This is a genomic window from Dactylosporangium sp. NPDC049742 (genome assembly GCF_040674675.1).
Lineage (GTDB): Bacteria > Actinomycetota > Actinomycetes > Mycobacteriales > Micromonosporaceae > Dactylosporangium > Dactylosporangium maewongense.
Map to the genome: position 1 here is coordinate 1 of NZ_JBFANF010000004.1, position 19730 is coordinate 19730.

Consider the following 19730-nt stretch of genomic DNA (forward strand, 5'->3'; position numbering starts at 1 on the left):
CCCCGGCGCCGGCCCCCCCCGGGCGGGCGACCTAGTCGTGGTCGGACTGCCCCTACGCCCCCCCGCGGGCCCCCCCGGGCCCCCGGGGCCCCCCGGCGGTCAGCGGGTGTTGCGGAGCAGGGCCAGGGTGTGCACGAGGGAGAAGCGGCGGGTGCCGCCGCCGAGCTCGTCCCACGGCTTCTTCCACGGCATGCGCCGGGCCACGTCCCAGGCGGTGTCGCCGGGGCCGGCAAGGGTCCGGGCCTGGTCGACCTCGGCCTGGTGGAAGGCCTTGAGCTGCTCGGCGCGGGCGGCGACGTCACGGTACGGGAACTGGTGGGCCGGGCAGGCGATCGCGGCGCCGAGGTCCCGGATGCGGTCCAGGGAGCGGAACAGGTCCCCGGCGGGGTCGTCGCCGGGGCGGCTGACGATGGCGAGCTGGGTCGGGCCCTCGGCCATCATCGTGTCGCCGGTGAAGACCAGCCCGCGGGTGTCGTAGTACACGGTGTGCCCGTACGTGTGGCCGGGGGAGTGCAGGGCGCGGATCGTCACGTCGCCGAAGCCGAGCTCGGTGTCGCCGGTCAGCGCGGTGTCCAGGCGCAGCGACTCGTGGTGCTCGGCGACCTTCACCGCGTCGGCGTACATGCCGTCGACGACGTCGCGCGGCGCGCCGGTCAGCTCCAGGGCGGTGCGCAGCTGCTCGAGGAAGCCGCCGCGGACGCGGTGCATCGCGGCGAAGTCGTCGGCGGCGCCCATCAGCACCCGGGCGCCGGACACGGCGCGGACCTGGTCGGCGAAGCCGACGTGGTCGGGGTGGTTGTGGGTGATGAGGACGGTGGAGATCGCCTCGACGGAGTGCCCGATCGCGGTCAGGGACCGCCGGAACGACGCCCAGCAGGACGGGTGGTCGTAGCCGGCGTCGACGAGGACCAGCCCCGCCCGGGTCTCGATGAGGAACACGGTGACGGCCCGCAGCGCGCTGCCGTGCAGGGGCACCGGGACGGCCCACACACCGTCGATGACCTGGGCGGGAGTGGGGACCTCCCGGGCGCGGTAGCTGGCGGCGTGCGCCTCGCTCACGGGTATGGACATCGCGGGGGGCCCTCCCTTACTGTTGGCAAGAACATACCGGATGGTCGGAATTTAGTTCAAGGAGTCCGATGACCGAGGACCGGACCGGTTTCCGGCTGTGGGCAGCCGCCGAACCGGACTTGTGCGCGATCGTGACCGCCGACGACCGGCGGATCTCCTACGGTGCGCTGTTCGCCGAGGTCAACCGGATCTCGCACGGGCTGCGCACCCGCGCGGGGCTGCGGGTCGGTGACACCGTCGCGGCGGTGATGACCAACAGCCCCGGCATGGTCGCGCTGTACCTCGCGGCGATGCAGTCCGGGCTGTACCTGGTGACCCTCAACTACCACCTGACCGAGCCCGAGGTCGCCTACATCCTCGCCGACAGCGGGGCCAAGGTCGTCGTCGGCTCCGAGCGGGTCAGGGACGTCGTCACCGCCGCCGCGCCGCCCGGGACGCTGCTCTACATCGACGGGCCCGACGGCCTCACCGGGCCCACCGGCGGGCTCACCGACGGGATGCCGGCCACCAGCCCGCAGGACACCCCGGCCGGCTCGCTGATGATGTACACCTCCGGCACCACCGGCCGCTCCAAGGGGGTGAAGCGCCCGCTCAGCGGCATCGACGCGGACACCGGCGCGCGCACCTACGTGTGGCTGTTCAACGAGTTCGGGATGCAGCGCTCCGCGTTCGGGTCGTGGCTGGTGTCGGCGCCGCTCTACCACTCCGCCAACATCACCCCGGCGATGGGCGCGCTGCACGCCGGCGGCTCCCTGGTCCTGATGGACGGCTGGACCCCGGAAGGGTTCCTGCGCCGGGTCCAGGACCAGCGGGTCACCGGCACCAGCATGGTGCCGACGCACTTCTACCGGCTGCTGCAGCTGCCCCGCGAGGTGCGCGACGGCTACGACGTCTCCTCCCTCGCCTACGTGCTGCACGGCGCGGCCCCGTGCCCGCGGGACGTGAAGCAGCGGATCCTCGACTGGTTCGGCCCGGTGGTGTACGAGTACTACGGCTCGACGGAGGTCGGCACCACCGTCGCCCGGCCGCACGAGTGGCTCGCCCACCCCGGCACCGTCGGCCGGCCCGCCTCGATCTCCACCCTGAAGATCCTCGACGAGCAGGGCGCCGAGGTCCCCGCCGGGCAGACCGGCATCGTGTACATGCGCCAGGGCAACGACAAGGTCGAGTACCACAACGACCCGGGCAAGACCGACGGTGCCCGCCGCGACGGCCTCATGACGGTCTGGGACGTCGGGCACGTCGACGAGGACGGTTTCCTGTACATCACCGGCCGGGCCGCCGAGCTGATCCTGGTCGGCGGGGTCAACGTCTACCCGGCCGAGATCGAGGCGGCGCTGCTCACCCACGAGTGGGTCGCCGACGCCGCCGTCATCGGCGCGCCCGACCCCGAGTTCGGCGAGGTCCCGCAGGCGCACCTCGTCCTGCGCGACGGCGCCCCCGACCGGGACACGGTCGTCGCGGCGCTGCGGGCGCACCTGGAGACCCTGCTGGCGAAGCCGAAACGCCCGCGCGACCACGTCGTGCACGACGCGCTGCCGCGGGACCCGAACGGGAAGTTGTACAAGCAGCGGCTCAGGCCGGTAGGGGAGGTCACCGCCCATGGACTTCGATGACAGCGACACCGACCTGGCGTTCCGCCGGGAGGCCGGCGCCTGGCTCGACGAGGCGCTGCGGGACGTGCCCGACCAGGAGGAGCTGACCCAGGAGCAGCGCGAGCACTGGTCCCGGGTCTGGCAGGACCGGCTGTGCGCCGGCAACTGGGCCGGGCTGTCGTGGCCGGCCGAGCACGGCGGCCGCGGCCTGGACTCCCTCGCCCAGGCGATCTTCAACGAGGAGGCGGCCGTCCGCGGCGCCCCCTACCCGCTCAACGGCGTCGGCATGATGCTGGCCGGGCCGACGATCATCGCCCACGGCACCCGCGAGCAGCAGGCCCGGCACCTGCCTGGCATCCTGCGCGGCGACGAGTACTGGTGCCAGGGCTTCAGCGAGCCCGGCTCCGGCTCGGACCTGGCCAGCCTGCGCACCGCCGCGACGAAGGTGGACGGCGGCTGGCTGGTCAACGGGTCGAAGATCTGGACGTCCAACGCGCACAACGCCTCCAAGTGCCTGCTGCTCGCCCGTACCGACGCCGCCGCACCGAAACATCAGGGCATCAGCTACCTGCTGGCCCCGATGGACCGGTTCACGGTCCGGTCCCTGGTGATGATCAACGGGGACACCGAGTTCAACGAGATGTTCCTCGACGACGTGTTCGTGCCCGACGAGGACGTGCTCGGCGGGGTGGGCAACGGGTGGAAGGTCGCCCTCACCACGCTCGCGTTCGAACGCGGCAGCATGGCGCTGAACCTGTGGGTGTGGGCCCGGCAGGCCGTCGACCGGGTGATCGACGTCGCCGTCGAGCGCGGCGTCGCCGGCGACAGCGCGTTCCTCGACGCGGTCGGCCAGCTGCAGTGCGACGCCGAGGCGGTCCGGATCGGCTCGATGCGGATGCTCGGCGAGACCCAGGCCGGTGGGGTGCCCGGACCCGAGACCTCGGCGCTCAAGAGCCTGTGGGCCGGGGTCGTGCAGACCGCCAACCGGCTCGCGGTGCAGCTCGACGACGGCGGCGGGGTGCTGCTGGACGGTGCGGGCGCCGCCGCCCGGATGCGCCGCTACCTGCGCGCCCGCGCGCACACCATCGAGGGCGGCACCGAAGAAGTCCAGAAGTCGATCCTCGCGGAGCGGGTCCTGCACCTGCCCCGTTCACGCTGAGCGGAGCCCGGCATGCGCGCGACATTCACCCAGGAGCAACTGGAGATCGCCAAGACCGTCCGGTCCCTCGCGGAGGGGGAGGGGGCCACCGCCAGGGGCGCCCTCGAGCGCGGCTGGCAGGCCCCGGCGTGCGACGGCCCGCTGCTGCGCGACTTCGGTCTGCTCGGGGTGCCGGAGCCGGCCGGCGGCATCGGCTCGGACCTCGTCGATCTGCTCGTCGCCGTCGAGGTCCTCGGCGAGCACCTGGTGCCGAGCCGGTTCCCGGCGCACGCCGCCGCGGTGCAGCTGCTCAGCGGCGCAGGTGGCGCGCTGCCCGAGGATGTCCTCGCGGGGGAGCGGGTGCTCACGCCGGCGATGGACGGTGCGGGTCTCGTACGGTACGCGGCCCAGGCCGACGGCCTCGCTGTGCTGTTGCCGGGCCGGGTCGGGATCTCCCCGGTCGAGGGGGTCGTCGCACGGCAGTCCCTCGACCCGTCGGTGCCGCTGTCCGACGTCACCCTCACCGAACCGGTGCGGGTCGCCCCGGCCGGCACCGGGCCGTGGCGGGCCACCCTGGTCGTCGCCGCCGAGCTGTGCGGGGTCGCGCAGGGCGCCATCGACCTCGCCGCCGAGCAGGCCCGCACCCGCGAGCAGTTCGGCCGGGTGATCGGCTCCTACCAGGGGGTCGCGTTCCAGCTCGCCGACGCCGCGACGGTCCGCAAGGCCGCCTGGGACCTCACGCTGTACGCCGCGTGGGCGGTCGACAACGGCCGGCCCGACGCGGAGATCCAGGTGCACGCCGCCAAGGCCGCGGCGGGCCGGGCCGCGGTCTTCGCCGCCGAACGCTGCATCCAGGTGCACGGCGGCATGGGCATCACCATGGAGGCCGATCCGCACCTGTTCCTGCGCCGCGCGCTCGTGCTCGACGCGGTGCTCGGCGCCGGCTCCTGGCACCGCCGCCGCGTCGGAACCCTGCGGGTGCAGGCCCGTCAGGCAAAGCCCTGACATAGGCGCTGGCCTGCGAACATCTTGCGAATGCCGGCGCGGTACCAGTAACATACCGGCTGGTCGGAATAAACGAGGAGAGATCGTGAAGTTCGGCATCATGAACCTGTTCCCGGTGAACGAAGGCACATCGGACCACCAGGTGCTGCGGGAGACGCTCGACGAGATCCAGCTGGCCGACGAGCTCGGCTTCGACTCGATCTGGCTGGCCGAGCATCACTTCTCCAAGTACGGCATCCTCGGCAGCCCGATCAACTTCGGCATGGCCGTCGCGGAGCGGACCAAGCGCATCACCATCGGCACCGCCGTCCTCGTCCTGCCGCTGCACCACCCGCTGCGGCTGGCCGAGGACATCGCCGCCCTCGACGTGCTCAGCGGCGGACGGGTGTCGATCGGCGTCGGCCGCGGCTACCAGCCGTCGGAGTTCGCCGGGTTCGGGGTGCCGCTGGAGGAGTCGAAGCAGCGCTACCAGGAGACCCTGGAGATCCTGCGGCTCGCCCTGTCGCAGGAGAACTTCTCCTACCACGGCGAGATCTTCCACTACGACAACGTCACCACCTACCCGCGGCCGTTCACCCCGGGCGGGCCGCCGATCCTGCAGGGCACCGTCTCCCCGGACAGCTTCCGCGAGCGCGGCGCCGTCGGCGAGTCGATCATCACCTCGCCCAACTTCACGCCGCTGGGCATCATGCAGAAGAACTTCAGCCTGTACCAGCAGGCCATGCGCGACAATGGCTTCGACATCACCACCTACGACCTGCCGTTCATGCAGCAGGTCTGGTGCGGCGACGGCGAGGCCGGGCTGCGCCAGGCCGCGCATGCCGCGATGCAGTACTACAAGTCGGTCGGCAAGGTCATCCCCGGCTCGGAGGAGGCGATCGAGAAGGAACGCGCCTACTACGCGGCGGTCGCCAAGAACATCGAGCTGCTCACCCTGGAGCAGACCCTCACCCACGGCGGCAACTTCGGCTCCGCCCAGCAGGTCATCGACACCATCGAGATGCTGCGCGAACAGCTTGGCATCAACCACTACATCGGCTGGCTGCGCATCCCGACGCTGGACCGCGCCGCCGCGCTGCGCTCCATGGAGGAGTTCGCCGCCAAGGTGATCCCGCACTTCCGCGCCCAGGCACGCACCAAGACCGCGGCGGTCGTCGGGTGAGGATCAGCTGTTTCCTGAGCGCCCAGTTCGACCCGTCCGCGTCCGCCACCGCCGGCCTCGACGACGTGCTCGCCCAGGCCGCCGCCGCCGAGGCGGCCGGGTTCCACGCCGTCTACCTCGGCCACCACTACCTGGCCAAGTCGGCGTTCGTCCAGCCGGTCCCCCTGGCGGGCTACCTCGCCGCCGCCACCAGCCGGGTCCGGATCGGCTTCGGCGTCCTGCTCGCCCCGCTGCTCAACCCGATCGCGCTGGCCGAGGACCTCGCGTCGCTGGACGTGCTGTCCCGCGGCCGGCTCACCGTCGGCCTCGGCGCCGGCTACCGCAAGCGCGAGACCGCCGCCTTCGGTGTCGCGTGGGACGACCGGCTGCGCCGGCTCAGCGACTACGTCCCGCTGCTGCGGGCCCTGTGGAGCGGCGCCACCGTCGACGCGCACGGCAGCTGGGGCGAGGTCCCCGGCGCCTCCCTGGCGCTGCGGCCCGTGCAGGCCGGCGGGCCGCCGCTGTGGATCGGCGCGTTCGCCGAGGCCGCCGTGCGCCGCGCCGCCCGCCTCGACGCCCCGTGGCTGATCGGCCCGAAGGGCGACGACGCCGAGCTCGCCCGGCTGCTCGGCGTCTACCGCGACGTCCTCGCCGAGCACGGCCACAGCCTGGACCGGGAGTACCCGATGAGCCGTGAGGCGTGCGTCGGCGACACCTACGCGACGGCCGTCGCCGCCGTCCGGCCGCACCTGCAGCGCCAGTACGCCGGCTACAAGTCGTGGGACGACGCCCAGGCCATCGACGTCGACCGGTACCTCGCCGAGGACTGCCTGGTCGGGTCCGCGGACGAGATCGTGGCGAAGCTGCGCCGCTGGGAGACCGAGCTCGGCATCACCGAGGTGTCGCTGCGGCACCAGTTCGTCGGCGCCGGCCAGGACGAGGCCATGGAGCAGCTCGCCCGCTTCGGCGCCGAGATCATCCCGCGGGTCACCACCCCTGCTGAGGTGACGACGTGAGCAGCCTTGCCCGCATCCTGGAGCACCGCGCCGCCGACCGGCCGCGGGTGCCCGCACTGTACGGCGACGACGGCCGGTCCTGGACGTTCGAGGAGGTCGACCGGCTCGCCGGGGGCGTCGCCGCGGCCCTGCGCGCCGAGGGGATCGGCGCGGGCGACCGGGTCGCCTGCTACCTCACCAACGGACCCGAGATCGTGTTCTTCCTGTTCGGCGCCTGGAAGATCGGCGCCGTCCCGGTCACCGTCAGCAGCCTGTACAACGCCGCCGAGCTCGCCGAGTCCCTCACCAAGACCGCGCCCAGGCTGTTGGTCGTGGACGACCGGCGCCCGGACGTCGTCGCGGGGTTGCTCGCCAATGGCCCGGACGTCGAGGTCCGGTCCGCCGTCGGGACGGTCGCCGGGGTGCCCGACCTGGACTGGCGGCAGCAGGTCACCGTGCCCGCCGTGGACGTCGCCGGCGACGCCGAGGCCTGCATCCTGTCCACCGGCGGCACCACCGGCCGGCCGAAGTCGGTCAGCGTCACCCACGGCGGCACCCGCGCCTCCCTCGAACGCCTCGCCCGGGTCTCCACCGGCAGCGACGCCGAAGGCACCGCCGCCGCCGACGCCAAGGCCAACCTCATCGCCCTGCCGCTGTTCCACAGCGGGGGCCAGCACTCGCTGCTCTTCGCGTTCTTCGTCGGCCGGCCCGCGGTCGTCTGGGAGCGCTTCGGCGTCGACCGGCTCGCCGAGCTGATGGACCGGTTCGCGTTCGACAACTTCTTCTTCCTGCCCACCATGGTCTTCGACATCGTGCACTCGGACCGGGACCTGCCCTTCGCAGGGGTCAAGTCCGTCCTGGTCGCCGGGCAGGCGATCTCGTGGCCGGTCCGGCGCGCCTTCGAGGAGCGCTACCACGTGCCGATCCTGGTCAACTACGGCTCGACCGAGGCCGGCCACATCGCCGGCTGGAACGGCCGCGACATGAAGGCCGGCCGGTGGAAGCCCGGCTCCGCCGGCCGGGTCTACCCCGGCGTGGAGCTGGAGATCCGCGACGGCGACGGCACGGCCCTGCCGACCGGCGCCGAGGGCGAGGTCGTCGTGCGGTCCGAGCTGACCAAGGGCTACGTCGACGACGCCGAGGCGTCCCGCGAACTGGTCCAGGACGGCTGGGTCCACACCGGCGACATGGGGTACGTCGACGCGGACGGCGTGCTGTTCCTCGTCGGACGCAAGCGCGACATGATCAAGTGCGGCGGGTTCCAGGTGTGGCCCGAGGAGATCGAGGACGAGCTGCGCGAGCACCCGCTCGTCCGCGACGTGCGGGTGCTCGGCCGGCCCGACGACCGGCTCGGCGAGATCCCGGTGGCGCTCGTCGTGCGCGCCGCCGACGACACCGTCGCCGACGGCGAGCTCGCCGACCGGATCGTCGCGTTCGCCCGGGACCGGCTCGCGCACTTCAAGACACCGCGGCGGATCGAGTTCGTGCCCGAGCTGGAACGCAGCAGCACCGGCAAGATCAGCCGGGCCGCCGGAGAGGGGCACCGATGAAGTTCGGGATCATGGCGTCGCACCAGTACCCGCACGGCGACGACCTCGGCAGACACCTCAGCGACCTGTTCGGCACCGTCGAACTGGCCGCCGAGCTCGGCTACGACTCGGTCTGGACGATCAACCACTTCCAGTCCAACCTCAACACCCCGCAGCCGATCTCGATGACGGCGAGCCTCATCCCGCGCTCCGGGAACATGCTCATCGGCACCGGCATCCTGCTGCTGCCGATGTTCCACCCGGTGCACATCGCCGAGGAGTTCGCCACCCTCGACCACCTGTCCGGCGGCCGGGTGATCCTCGGCGTCGGCGCCGGCTACCGCGAGAACGAGTTCGCCGCGTTCGGCATCGACCCCGAGACCCGCTTCCGCCGCCTCGACGAGAGCCTGCGGCTCATCCGGGCGCTGTGGGGCGGCGAACCGGTCACCACCGACGGCGAGTTCTACCCGCAGAAGGACGCGACCATCGGCATCCGGCCGCTGACCCCGGGCGGGCCGCCGATCTGGATCGGCGCCGGCGGCAAGAAGGCGGTCCGGCGGGCCGCCCGGCTCGGCGACGCCTGGTACGCGCCCGGCAACTCGCCGAGCCGCCGGTTCCTGCCCGAGCACCTCGCCGTCTACAACGACGCCCTCACCGAGTACGGCCGCGACCCGTCCCGGATCTCCCGGCCCGTCGGCGTCGAGCTGTACTGCGCCCCGACCACCGAACGGGCCGTCGAGGAGGCGCTGCCGCACGCCCGGGTCGAGTACTCCACCTACGCGGAGTACCCGGCGCTGCGCTGGCAGCGCGACCGCTTCGACGAGCTGGTCCGCAACACCCTGCTGCTCGGCTCGCCCGAGTTCCTCATCGAACGCATCAGCGCGCTGCGCGACCTGGGCTTCGACCATCTCATCTTCCGGCCCGGCTGGCTCGGCATGCCCACCGAGCAGGTCCGTGCCTCCCTGCGCCTGTTCGCCTCCGAAGTGTTCCCCGCCTTCCGTCAGTAAGGAATCCGCCGTGAAGAAGACCGAAGCCGAGCTGCTGGAAAACCAGTGGGACGTCGAGAACATGGAGGTCGACCCGGAGGTCCTCGCCAAGTACGTCCGCTACGACGTCGACGAGGCGCGTTCCGTCGCCACCATCACCTTCGACCGCCCGGACCGGCTCAACGCGATCCCGGTCGCCGCGTTCGAACGGGTCGGCGACCTGGTCCGGGAGGCCGAGGCCGACGACCGGGTCAAGGTGATCGTGTTCAAGGGCGAGGGTGAGCACTTCGGCACCGGCGCCGACGCGGCCGAGCTCGGCCACTACATCGGCTACAAGTCCGGCACCGACAAGGCGTCGCGGCGCCGCCCGGCGCAGCGGCAGCGGATCCTGCCGGACCGCAACGTGCTCAGCTCCGGCTTCACCCGGCCCATCATCGAGTCGCTGAAGGCCACCATCTGCCAGGTCCAGGGGTACTGCTACGGCGGGCACTTCCAGATCGCGCTGTCCGCCGACATCGTCATCGCCGCCCCCAACGCCCGCTTCACCCACCCGGCGTTCCGCTACCTCGGCCCGGCCCCGCAGGACATGTACCACTGGATCGAGAAGGTCGGCCTGACGACGATGAAGGACGTCATGCTCACCATGCGCGCCATCGGCGCCGAGGAGGGCGAGCGCAAGGGCCTCGTCACGAAGGTCGTGCCGCTGGAGGACCTGCAGCGCTGGACCGACGACTACGCCGACGCGATCGCCGTGATGCCGCTGGACTCGCTGATGATGGGCAAGTCGATGATGCAGGTCGTGATGGAGGCCCGCGGCAAGGGTCTCGGCGCGATGACCGGCTGGGTCGGGCACGGCTGGGCCACCAACGTCAGCTTCGACGACGGCGACTGGAACTTCCTCAAGGAGCGCCGGGAGAAGGGCATCCGGCAGGCCCTGGAGGACCGGGACCGGATGGTCGCGCCGTACTTCCGGCTCAGCGAGTCCCGTTCGCAAGAGGATCCCGCGTGAAGTTCGGCATCCTGCTCGACCACCAGTACGAGCCCGGCGACGACCTGCACCGGCGGACCGGCGAGATCGTCGAGTACGTCCAGCACGTCCGCGACCTCGGCTACGACTCGGTCTTCGGCATCCACCACTACCTGTCGTCGCTGTCGACGCCGCAGCCGCTGCCGCTGCTGTCCCGGCTCATCGACCACTCCGGGACGATGGAGCTCGGCACCGGCATCCTCATCCTGCCGCTCGGGCACCCGGTGCACTGGGCCGAGGAGATCGCCACCATCGACCAGATGTCCGGCGGCCGGTTCGTCCTCGGCATCGGCTCCGGCTACCGCGACGACGAGTTCGCCTCGTTCGGCATCGAACGCCGCACCCGGGTGTCCCGGATGAACGAGGCGCTCGACGTGATGCGGCAGCTGTGGACCGGTGAGCCCGTCACCCACAAGGGCCAGCACTTCGAGCTCGACGGGGTGCGGTGCAGCGTGCTGCCGGTGCGGCGGCCGCACCCGCCGGTGTGGGTCGGCGCCAACGGCCCGATCGGCATCGCCCGGATCGCGAAGCAGGGCCTGCCGTGGCTGGCCCCGTCCAACGTGCGCCGCAACTGGGCCGTCGGCAACCTCGCCGACTACCGCGCCGCCCGCGCGGAGGCCGGGTTCTCCGACGAGGGCGCGGTGTTCCCGATCCACCGCGACCTGTGCGTCGCGGACTCCTTCGACGCCGCCTACGACATCGCCGGCACCGCCGTGCGCCGCTCCTACGGCGAGTACGTCCAGTACGGCATGGACTACTTCGAGACCCAGTGGGAGGGGATCAAGGAGAAGGCGCTGTTCTTCGGCTCGCCCGACGACATCGCCGCGAAGGTGCGGGACTTCGCCGACGCCGGCTTCAACCACTTCGTGTTCCGGGCCCAGTGGCTCGGGCTGCCGATCGCCCGCTCGATCGAGATCGTCGAACGCTTCGCCCGCGAGGTCATGCCGAGGTTCCGCCCATGAAGATCGGTCACGTCATCGTCCCCGCCGACGCGCTCGACGCGCAGCTGGCGTTCTACACCGCGCTCGGGCTGACGACCCGGTTCCGCGACGGCGACCGGTACGCCGCGGTCACCGACGGCTCCGTCACCATCGGCCTCGCCGACGCGTCGCAGCAGCCGGTGCCCGGCCGGACGGTGCTGAGCATCCAGGTCGACGACCTCGCCGCGCTGGGCTACTCCGGCGACGACGTGGTGACCGGGCCGCATGAGCGGCGGGTGCTGGTCACGGATCCGGGCGGTAACCCGGTCGTGCTGTACGAGAAGCTGGCATGACCGGACCGGGGTGGGGCGGGCCCGCCGACCTCATCCCGGCCGACCGCGGGTCCAGGCCCGTGCGGGCCTGCGTATCACCGACATCTGAACTCACGACAGGAGCCCGGGTGGATCTCACCAACACCGCCGCCATCGTCACCGGCGCAGCGTCCGGCCTCGGCGCGGCCACCGCCGCCGCGCTGACCGCGGCGGGCGCGACCGTGCACGGCTTCGACCTGGCCGACTTCGACGGCATCCAGGTCGACGTGACGGACCCTGAGGCGGTCCGGGAGGCGGTCGCGGTCGCCGCGGGCGGCCCCGAACCGCTGCGGGTCGTCGTCAACTGCGCCGGGATCGCCCCGTCGGCCCGGATCCTCGGCCGCGGCGGGGTGCACGACCTCGCGATGTACGCCAAGGTGGTGCAGGTCAACCTGATCGGCACGTTCAACGTCATGGCCCTCGCGGCGGAGCGGATCGCGGCGACCGAGCCGGACGCGCACGGCCAGCGGGGTGTCATCGTCAACACGGCGTCGGTGGCCGCGTACGAGGGGCAGGTCGGGCAGGCGGCGTACTCCTCCTCGAAGGGCGGCATCGTCGGTCTGACCCTGCCCGCGGCCCGTGACCTCGCCCAGCACGGCATCCGGGTCATGACGATCGCGCCGGGGATCATGTTCACCCCGATGCTGGAGACCGTGTCGGAGGAGTACCGGGCGGGCCTCGCCGCCGGGGTGCCCTTCCCGGGCCGGCTCGGCACCCCGGCCGAGTACGCGGCGCTGGCCCTGTCCATCGTCGCCAACGACTACCTCAACGGTGAGGTCATCCGCCTGGACGGCGCGCTGCGGATGGCGCCCCGCTGACTGGTCGCCGCGGCGCTGGGATCGCGCCGCGGCGACCTGGCCGGGTCGGGTGCGCGCCCGTCACGGCCGGCGATCGTGGTCCGGTCGGGTTGCGCGCCTGGCCGGACCACCGTCGTCTTACCGGGTACACCCAGCTCGACACTCAATTCCTAGCATCCTAGGATGCCTTAGGCGACGTGGCTGTCGCCACGCCAGAACAAAAACATGCCGCTGCGCGGCGGACTTCCGTTTTTCCTTGCTCAGGGACCGCTGCTCGGCACCGTCTGTGGGTTCTGGGGGCCGGAGCGTTGTGTGAGCGGGGACTGGCAGGCGACGACCGCTTCGAGGTGCCAGCCGAGGGGCTCGTGGGAGCGGAAGGTGAGCACGGCGACGGTGTGGGCCTTGGCGTCGAACGCGATGTCGATGCGGTCGGGTTGTTCGTACACCGTGTGCAGGCCGGCGAGGAGGGCCTTGGAGCGGACGGTGGCCCAGGCGGTCGCGAGCTGTTCGGGGGTGCGGGTTTCGCGGCTGGTGGGGGCGGCGGTCGCGTAGGCGGCGGCGACGTGGGTGCCGGATGCGCATTGGAGGCGGCTTGCGGGGTCGGGGCCGGTGTCGCCGGAGCCGCCGTCGATCGAGTTGATGTACAGGATGACGGCGGCCGCGGCGAGGCTCACTCCGAGCAGGCGCAGGAGGTTACGGCGCACTCACCCAGCGTAGGCGACGAGGGGGAGTTGTGCTTCGGCTCGCCATTTGGCGATGCCGGAGGCGGGGAGGGTGTCGATGGGGTCGTAGTACGGGTAGGTGCGGTCGAGGTCCATGGAGGAGTCCTCGATGCTGGTGCGGTAGTTCTTGGTCCAGTAGGTGATGCCGCGTTCGCGGTCGTAGTCGGTGACCATGTGGACCCAGCGTTTGCCGACGAAGGGGACGTCGCAGACGATGCGGGGGGTGGCGTATCCGGGGAGGTAGCCCATGATGTCGTGCTGGAGTTGCTGGGCCTGCCAGACGGCGACGCGCCAGTGTTCGGCGTTGGGGATCATGTCGCACATGTAGAAGTAGTAGGGCAGGATGCCGGCTTCGCCTTGGAGTGCGAAGCAGAGGTCGAGCAGGTCGGCGGCGGTGGCGTTGACGCCGCGCATGAGGACGCCCTGGTTGCGGACGTCGCGGACGCCGACCTCGAGGGCGGTGTGGGCGGCGCGGGCGACGAGTGGGGTGAGGGATTGGGCGTGGTTGACGTGGGTGTGGATGGCGAGGTTGACGCCGCGGCGGGCGGCGGTGCGGGCGACGCGTTCGAGGCCTTCGACGACGGTGGGTTGCAGCCAGTGCTGGGGGAGTCCGGCGAGGGCTTTGGTGGCGAGGCGGATGTCGCGGATGGTGTCGATGTTGAGCAGCCGCATGAGGAAGGTTTCGAGCTGGGGCCAGGGGACGTTGGCGACGTCGCCGCCGGAGACGACGACGTCGCGGACGCCGGGTTGTCCCTTGAGGTAGTTGATCATCGCGTCGTAGCGGTCGACGGGTTTGAGGGTGAGCTTGAGTTTCGCGACCGTGGGGGTGTTGTTGCCGACGAGGTCCATGCGGGTGCAGTGGCCGCAGTACTGGGGGCAGGTGGACAGCAGTTCGGCGAGGACCTTGGTGGGGTAGCGGTGGGTGAGGCCTTCGGCGACCCACATGTCGTGTTCGTGGAGTGAGTCGCGGGTGGCGTGGGGGTGGGAGGGGAAGTCGGTGAGCCGGTCGGAGGCGACGGGGAGCATGTAGCGGCGGACCGGGTCGGCGCGCAGGGTTTTGTCGGTGATCTCGCCGGTGGGGACCATGGTGTTGATCATGTGGGGTGGGACGAGCATCGACATGGTGGCCTGGGTGGCCTGGTCGAGGGCGAGGTCGTCGTAGAAGTCGGCGGTGATGAGGTCGCCGTAGACGGTGCGGAGCTGGTTGATGTTCTTGACGCAGTGGGCCCGCTGCCATTGGGCGGATTCCCATTCGTCGCGGGTGACGTCTCGCCAGCCGGGGAGGCGTCGCCAGTCCGGCTCGACGAGCTCGTGGCGTTGATACGCGTACGGCTGCACGGCACACCTCCAGAAATCCTGCGCTAGAACTGTCACAGTAGCGAAAATTCTCCGGTTCTTCGAGTTTGGGCGGGAGGATCTTCTGTCTGTCATCCGGCTGGTCGGAAAACCGGACCCGCGGACATGACGGTCGGTCACGCCGCGACCCGCCTACGGTGGCGGTCCGCAACCGAACCGCACCCGAGGTCCTTGATGATTAACCGTTGGTCCATCCGCGCGAAGATCACGGCGATGCTGGCGATCCCGATCGTCATGCTCATCGCGATCTGGTTGTTCGCGGTGAGTTTCACCCTCCAGCCGGCGCTCGACCTGCGGAACTCGAAGCTGGTCAGTGACAAGGTCACGGAGCCGGCCGAGGCGATGGTCGAGGAGCTGCAGGTCGAGCGGCAGCTGACGACGGTGTTCATCGCCGGTGGCCGCAAGAACGGCACGGCGCTGCGGGAGCAGCGGGCGAAGACGGACGTGGAGGTCGCGGAGTTCCGTGACCTGAGCGCCGACAAGGACTTCCTGGCGGTGGCGAGCGAGGAGGCGAAGGAGGCGATCGCGACGTCGGTGAAGGCCGTGGACGGCCTGGCGGCGCTGCGGCAGCTCGCGGACAGTTCCGGGCAGTCGAGTCAGGTGCGGCAGGCGTATTCGCAGATCATCACCGGCACGTACGGCATCGCGGAGTCGGTGACGAACCACCAGGACTCCGAGGTGACGGAGGAGGCGACGGGTGTGTTCGTGCTCGGCCTGTCCCGTGACCTGTTCTCGCAGGAGGACGCGCTGGTCACGGAGGCGGCGGTGAGCGGCGCGTACACGGCGCAGGCGCACACGGAGCTGGTGGCGTTGGTCGGTCAGAAGCGGCTGATCCTGCCGTACGGTGTGACGCTGCTGCCGGCGGAGACGCAGGAGCGGTTCGGGGCGATCTCCGGTGGTCAGGGGATGTCGAAGCTGACCCAGTTGGAGAACCAGTTGCTGGGGACGGCGCCGGGGTCGGCGGAGTCGGCGGGGATCGACCTGCAGGCGTGGCGGTCGGCGTTCGACCCGGTGAACACGGAGTTGAAGAACTTCCGGGCGCAGGTGCAGCGGCACAACGTGCAGGCGGCGCAGGACGCGGCCGACGCGATCTTCTGGCGGCTCGGTGTCGCCGGTGTGCTGGGTCTGCTGGCGGTGGTGCTGTCGCTGGTGCTGTCGGTGCGGATCGGCCGGTCCCTGGCGCGGCGTCTGGACGGGCTGCGGGTCGCGGCGCTGGAGCTGGCGGACGAGCGGCTGCCGTCGGTGGTGTCGCGGTTGCGGCGGGGTGTGCAGGTGGATGTGGCGGTGGAGGCGCCGCCGTTGCGGCTGGGCACGGACGAGATCGGTCAGGTGGGTGAGGCGTTCAACTCGGTGCAGCGCACGGCGGTCGCGTCGGCGGTCGAGGAGTCGTCGGTGCGGCAGGGGATGAACGAGGTGTTCCTGAACATCGCCCGCAGGTCGCAGACGCTGCTGCATCGGCAGTTGTCGTTGCTGGACGGGATGGAGCGGCGGACGTCGGAGCCGGATGACCTGGCGGACCTGTTCCGGGTCGACCATCTGGCGACGCGTATGCGGCGGCATGCGGAGGACCTGGTGATCCTGGCGGGTGCGGCGCCCGGCCGGGGTTGGCGGAACCCGGTGTCGGTGATCGACGTGGTGCGTGGCGCGGTGTCGGAGGTCGAGGACTACGCGCGGGTGCAGGTGCAGCAGATCGGTGAGGGTGCGGTTGTGGGCCGGGCGGTCGGTGACGTGATCCATCTGCTGGCTGAGTTGATCGAGAACGCGACGGCGTATTCGCCGCCGCACACGCGGGTGAACGTGACGGGTCAGCTGGTCCCGAACGGTTTCGTGATCGAGATCGAGGATCGTGGGCTGGGGATGTCGGTGGAGGCGATCGCGGAGGCGAACCGGCGTCTGGTGGAGCCGCCGGAGTTCGACCCGGCGAACAGTGCCCGGCTGGGGTTGTTCGTGGTGGCGCAGCTGGCGGTGCGGCACGGGGTGCGGGTGGTGCTGCGGTCCTCGCCGTTCGGTGGGGTGACGGCGGTGGCGTTGCTGCCGACGGAGCTCGTGGTGGCGCAGCCGTCGAAGGTGCCGTCGCCGTTGCCGCCGGGTGCGCCGGCGGACCTGTCGAACACGCATGAGATGCGGGTGGTGGCGCGGGAGCCGTTCTCGTGGTTGCCGCAGGACGGTGCCGGTGAGGGTGGGGAGCACACGCAGGTGCTGCCGGCGTCGTCGATCGGGCAGCGGCCGGCGTTGTCGGTCGTGCAGCCGGCGGGGCGGGACGATCGGGCGGCGGCGGGTGGTGTACCGGATGGGCGGCGGTCTGGTCCGGGGCCGTTGCCGCGGCAGCGGCCGGCTGCCCGGGACGCCGGTGCGGCTGCGCCTGGTCCGCGGGCGACGGCGGCGGTCGCCGCGGAGGCGGGTGACGGGCCGCGGCCGGCGGGTCCGCGGGGGTTGCCGAAGCGGGTGCGGCAGCAGAGCCTGGCGCCGCAGTTGCAGCAGGACTCGACGGCGGCGGCTGACGTCGACGACGTGGAGGTGCCGGAGGTGGGCCGGTCGCCGGAGCAGTTGCGGCGGATGATGTCGTCGTTCCAGGCGGGGACGGCGCGGGGCCGGCATGCGAGTGCCGGTGACGGTGACAGCGATGACCAGAGCAGCACGGGCCGTGACGGGGTGGCGGGATGACGGCGGCGCAGGGAAGCAACATCGGCTTGAACTGGCTTCTTGACGACCTGGTGGATCGGGTGCCGTCGGTGCAGCGGTCGGTGGTGCTGTCGGTGGACGGGTTGATGATGGGCGCGTCGAAGGGCCTGTCGCAGGAGGACGCGGAGCATCTGTCGGCGGTCGCGGCGGGGTTCCAGAGTCTGGCGCGGGGTGCGGGGCGGCATTTCGGTGGTGGCCCGGTCCGGCAGACGATCATCGAGATGGAGTCGGCGTTCCTGTTCGTGACGGCGGCGGGTCGTGGGGCGTGTCTGGCGGTGCTCGCGGAGGCGGACGCGGACATCGGTCTGATCGCGTATGAGATGGCGATGCTGGTGCAGCGGGTGGGGCAGAACCTGTCGACGTCGGTGCGTCCGGCGGCCGGCGGATGACGACACCGGGCCGGCACGCGGCCGGTCAGCCGGACCGCGGCGACCCGGGTCGTGACCCTGGTCTTGAGGTGCCGGGGCGGGCCGAGCAGCAGTGGGTCGATCAGCAGTGGGCGGAGCAGCAGCGCGCCGACCAGTACCGGGCGACCTGGTCCGCACAGAGCGGGCAGAGCGGGCAGGGCGGGCAGGGTGCGCCGGACGGGCAGTTCGAGCACGGCGGCGGGTCGGGGGAGCACGCGTGGCCGGAGCGGCGGCGCGGTGACCTGTCGGCGGAGCCGTGGACGGACCACACGTGGGTGGACCGGGACGCGGGTCCGGTGGTCCGCCCGTACGCGATGACCGGTGGGCGGGTGACGCCGGTGTCGGGGCAGTTCGACGTGGTCGCGATGGTCGTGGCGAACCGTGCCGCGCTCGCCGACGTCGGGTACGGGCTGCAGCCGGAGCACCGGGCGATCCTCGCCTACGCGCGGGACCCTCTGGCGGTGGCGGAGCTGGCGTCGCACCTGGACCTGGCGTTGGGTGTGGTGCGGGTGCTGCTGGGTGACCTGCTGGGGCAGGGGCTGATCGAGATGTACCACCCTCCGGTGGCGGGCGAGCTGCCGAGCGAGAGCATCCTCAAGGCGGTGATCAATGGACTACGGGCGCTCTAGCCGGCCGGTTCCGACGGCGATCAAGATTCTGGTCGCGGGTGGGTTCGGGGCCGGGAAGACGACCCTCGTGGGTGCGGTGAGCGAGATCCGGCCGTTGCAGACGGAGGAGTCGCTGACGGCGGCCGGGGTCGGCACCGACGATCTGACCGGGGTGGAACGTAAGTCGACGACGACGGTCGCGATGGACTTCGGGCGGATCACGATCGGGCAGGACGTGGTGCTGTACCTGTTCGGGACGCCGGGTCAGGACCGGTTCTGGTTCCTGTGGGACGAGCTGGCGTTGGGTGCGTTGGGTGCGGTGGTGCTGGCGGACACGCGCCGGTTGGCGGACTGCTTCCCGTCGATCGACTACTTCGAGCGGCGGGGGACGCCGTTCGTGGTGGCGGTGAACTGTTTCGAGGATGCGTCGTCGTACACGGAGGCGGAGGTGCGGGAGGCTCTGGATCTGGACGGGCATGTGCCGTTGCTGTTGTGTGATGCGCGGGACCGGGAGTCGAGCAAGGCGGTCCTGATCGGTCTGGTGGAGCATGTCCTGACCCTGTCCGCCGCCCGTTCACGGTAGTATTTCCCGCACTGAGGCTGGTGTGCCGGAAAATCTTCGGCTAACTTGTGGCAGTGCGGGAAATGACTTCGCCTATCGGGTTGCACCGGGTCCTGGCACCGGCCGGGGTGCTGCCCCAGGCCGCCGACCGTCTCGACCCGGACCCGGTCATCGGCGCCGACGAGGTCCGCATCCGCGTCGAACGGCTCAACCTCGACGCCGCCTCGTTCCACCAGCTGCGCTCCGAGCACGGCGGCGACGGCGGCAAGGTCCGCGCCGCGGTCCTCGACATCGTCCGCAGCCGCGGCAAGATGCACAACCCGGTCACCGGCTCCGGCGGCATGCTCATCGGCACCGTCGACGCCGCCGGCCCCGCCTCACCGCTCGGGCTGCGGCCGGGTGACCGGGTCGCGACGCTGGTGTCGCTGACCCTGACCCCGCTGCACATCGCCGACGACCTCACCCGGTGGGACGGCCTGTCGGAGCAGGTCCCCTGCGACGGCCACGCCATCCTGTTCGCCCGTTCGATCGCCGCCGTCCTGCCCGCCGACCTGGACCCGCAGCTGTCCCTCGCCGTCCTCGACGTGTGCGGCGCCCCAGCCCTCGTCGCCCGCGTCGTCACCCAGGCCCTGCGCACCCGCACCGGCTCCCCCGCGCTGTCCCCCGGCGGGCGGCCGTTGACGGTCGCGGTCCTCGGCGCCGCCGGCAAGAGCGGCTCCCTGTCCCTCGCCGCCGCCCACGACGCCGCCCGCACCTTCACCCACAACCTCACCGCCGCCGCGACGAACACGAGCCGTCAGGCCGGCGGAGCCGACCCC

At 71.5% G+C, this 19730-nt stretch carries 18 protein-coding genes and 1 pseudogene; 16 read left to right on the plus strand and 3 right to left on the minus strand.

The window, feature by feature from the left end:
* Positions 1-99: 99 nt before the first annotated feature.
* Entirely contained in the window at positions 100-1071 is a 972-nt protein-coding gene (locus AB0J72_RS06905; RefSeq protein WP_363395350.1) for an MBL fold metallo-hydrolase, read from the minus strand.
* Positions 1072-1139: 68 nt separating this feature from the next.
* On the opposite strand from AB0J72_RS06905, the gene AB0J72_RS06910 reads away from it, so the two are divergent.
* The 11 genes from AB0J72_RS06910 to AB0J72_RS06960 all read left to right on the plus strand — a co-directional run bounded on the left by AB0J72_RS06910 (position 1140) and on the right by AB0J72_RS06960 (position 12596).
* Entirely contained in the window at positions 1140-2687 is a 1548-nt protein-coding gene (locus AB0J72_RS06910) for an AMP-binding protein (protein WP_363395353.1), read from the plus strand.
* Positions 2674-3825: an acyl-CoA dehydrogenase family protein gene (locus AB0J72_RS06915; protein WP_344504959.1), complete on the plus strand. Its 1152-nt coding sequence runs from the start codon at positions 2674-2676 to the stop codon at positions 3823-3825. The genes AB0J72_RS06910 and AB0J72_RS06915 overlap by 14 nt, the downstream gene beginning before the upstream one ends.
* 12 nt (positions 3826-3837) lie before the next feature.
* The gene (locus AB0J72_RS06920; protein ID WP_363395356.1) at positions 3838-4809 is read left to right on the plus strand and encodes an acyl-CoA dehydrogenase; all 972 of its coding nucleotides are present in this window, start codon (positions 3838-3840) and stop codon (positions 4807-4809) included.
* Between the two features lie 85 nt (positions 4810-4894).
* Complete coding sequence (locus tag AB0J72_RS06925; protein WP_363395358.1) at positions 4895-5971, plus strand: LLM class flavin-dependent oxidoreductase; 1077 nt, start codon at positions 4895-4897, stop codon at positions 5969-5971.
* Entirely contained in the window at positions 5968-6966 is a 999-nt protein-coding gene (locus tag AB0J72_RS06930) for an LLM class flavin-dependent oxidoreductase (RefSeq protein ID WP_363395361.1), read from the plus strand. Before AB0J72_RS06925 ends, AB0J72_RS06930 begins: the two co-directional genes overlap by 4 nt.
* Positions 6963-8495 (plus strand): class I adenylate-forming enzyme family protein, encoded by a 1533-nt coding sequence (locus AB0J72_RS06935; RefSeq protein WP_363395364.1) that lies wholly within the window; start codon positions 6963-6965, stop codon positions 8493-8495. Before AB0J72_RS06930 ends, AB0J72_RS06935 begins: the two co-directional genes overlap by 4 nt.
* On the plus strand, positions 8492-9481 hold the full coding sequence (locus AB0J72_RS06940; RefSeq protein WP_363395367.1) for an LLM class flavin-dependent oxidoreductase: 990 nt from the start codon (positions 8492-8494) through the stop codon (positions 9479-9481). The genes AB0J72_RS06935 and AB0J72_RS06940 overlap by 4 nt, the downstream gene beginning before the upstream one ends.
* Before the next feature lie 10 nt (positions 9482-9491).
* Positions 9492-10469, plus strand: a complete 978-nt coding sequence (locus tag AB0J72_RS06945; protein WP_363395370.1) for an enoyl-CoA hydratase/isomerase family protein — start codon at positions 9492-9494, stop codon at positions 10467-10469.
* Positions 10466-11449: an LLM class flavin-dependent oxidoreductase gene (locus tag AB0J72_RS06950; protein ID WP_363395373.1), complete on the plus strand. Its 984-nt coding sequence runs from the start codon at positions 10466-10468 to the stop codon at positions 11447-11449. Before AB0J72_RS06945 ends, AB0J72_RS06950 begins: the two co-directional genes overlap by 4 nt.
* Positions 11446-11760: a hypothetical protein gene (locus tag AB0J72_RS06955; RefSeq protein WP_363395376.1), complete on the plus strand. Its 315-nt coding sequence runs from the start codon at positions 11446-11448 to the stop codon at positions 11758-11760. Before AB0J72_RS06950 ends, AB0J72_RS06955 begins: the two co-directional genes overlap by 4 nt.
* Before the next feature lie 107 nt (positions 11761-11867).
* Positions 11868-12596: an SDR family NAD(P)-dependent oxidoreductase gene (locus AB0J72_RS06960; RefSeq protein ID WP_363395379.1), complete on the plus strand. Its 729-nt coding sequence runs from the start codon at positions 11868-11870 to the stop codon at positions 12594-12596.
* Positions 12597-12835: 239 nt separating this feature from the next.
* Here AB0J72_RS06960 and AB0J72_RS06965 read toward each other — a convergent pair whose 3' ends face one another.
* Positions 12836-13279 (minus strand): hypothetical protein, encoded by a 444-nt coding sequence (locus AB0J72_RS06965; RefSeq protein ID WP_363395382.1) that lies wholly within the window; start codon positions 13277-13279, stop codon positions 12836-12838.
* Positions 13280-14683, minus strand: a complete 1404-nt coding sequence (locus AB0J72_RS06970; protein ID WP_363396268.1) for a lysine 2,3-aminomutase — start codon at positions 14681-14683, stop codon at positions 13280-13282.
* A 144-nt stretch (positions 14684-14827) separates the two neighbouring features.
* Here AB0J72_RS06970 and AB0J72_RS06975 point away from each other — a divergent pair, with 144 nt between their 5' ends.
* The 5 genes and pseudogenes from AB0J72_RS06975 to AB0J72_RS06995 form a co-directional block, all read left to right on the plus strand.
* Positions 14828-17317 carry a nitrate- and nitrite sensing domain-containing protein gene (locus tag AB0J72_RS06975; protein ID WP_363395385.1) on the plus strand — a complete coding sequence of 830 codons (2490 nt, stop codon included), beginning with the start codon at positions 14828-14830 and terminating at the stop codon, positions 17315-17317.
* Positions 17314-17724 (plus strand): roadblock/LC7 domain-containing protein, encoded by a 411-nt coding sequence (locus AB0J72_RS06980; protein WP_344504941.1) that lies wholly within the window; start codon positions 17314-17316, stop codon positions 17722-17724. The genes AB0J72_RS06975 and AB0J72_RS06980 overlap by 4 nt, the downstream gene beginning before the upstream one ends.
* A 332-nt stretch (positions 17725-18056) precedes the next feature.
* On the plus strand, positions 18057-18371 hold the full coding sequence (locus AB0J72_RS06985; RefSeq protein WP_363396271.1) for a DUF742 domain-containing protein: 315 nt from the start codon (positions 18057-18059) through the stop codon (positions 18369-18371).
* Positions 18352-18933: an ATP/GTP-binding protein gene (locus AB0J72_RS06990; RefSeq protein ID WP_363395389.1), complete on the plus strand. Its 582-nt coding sequence runs from the start codon at positions 18352-18354 to the stop codon at positions 18931-18933. Before AB0J72_RS06985 ends, AB0J72_RS06990 begins: the two co-directional genes overlap by 20 nt.
* Positions 18934-18995: 62 nt before the next feature.
* Positions 18996-19649, plus strand: a pseudogene (locus tag AB0J72_RS06995) (zinc-binding alcohol dehydrogenase); the annotation flags it as partial.
* Between the last annotated feature and the right edge of the window lie 81 nt (positions 19650-19730).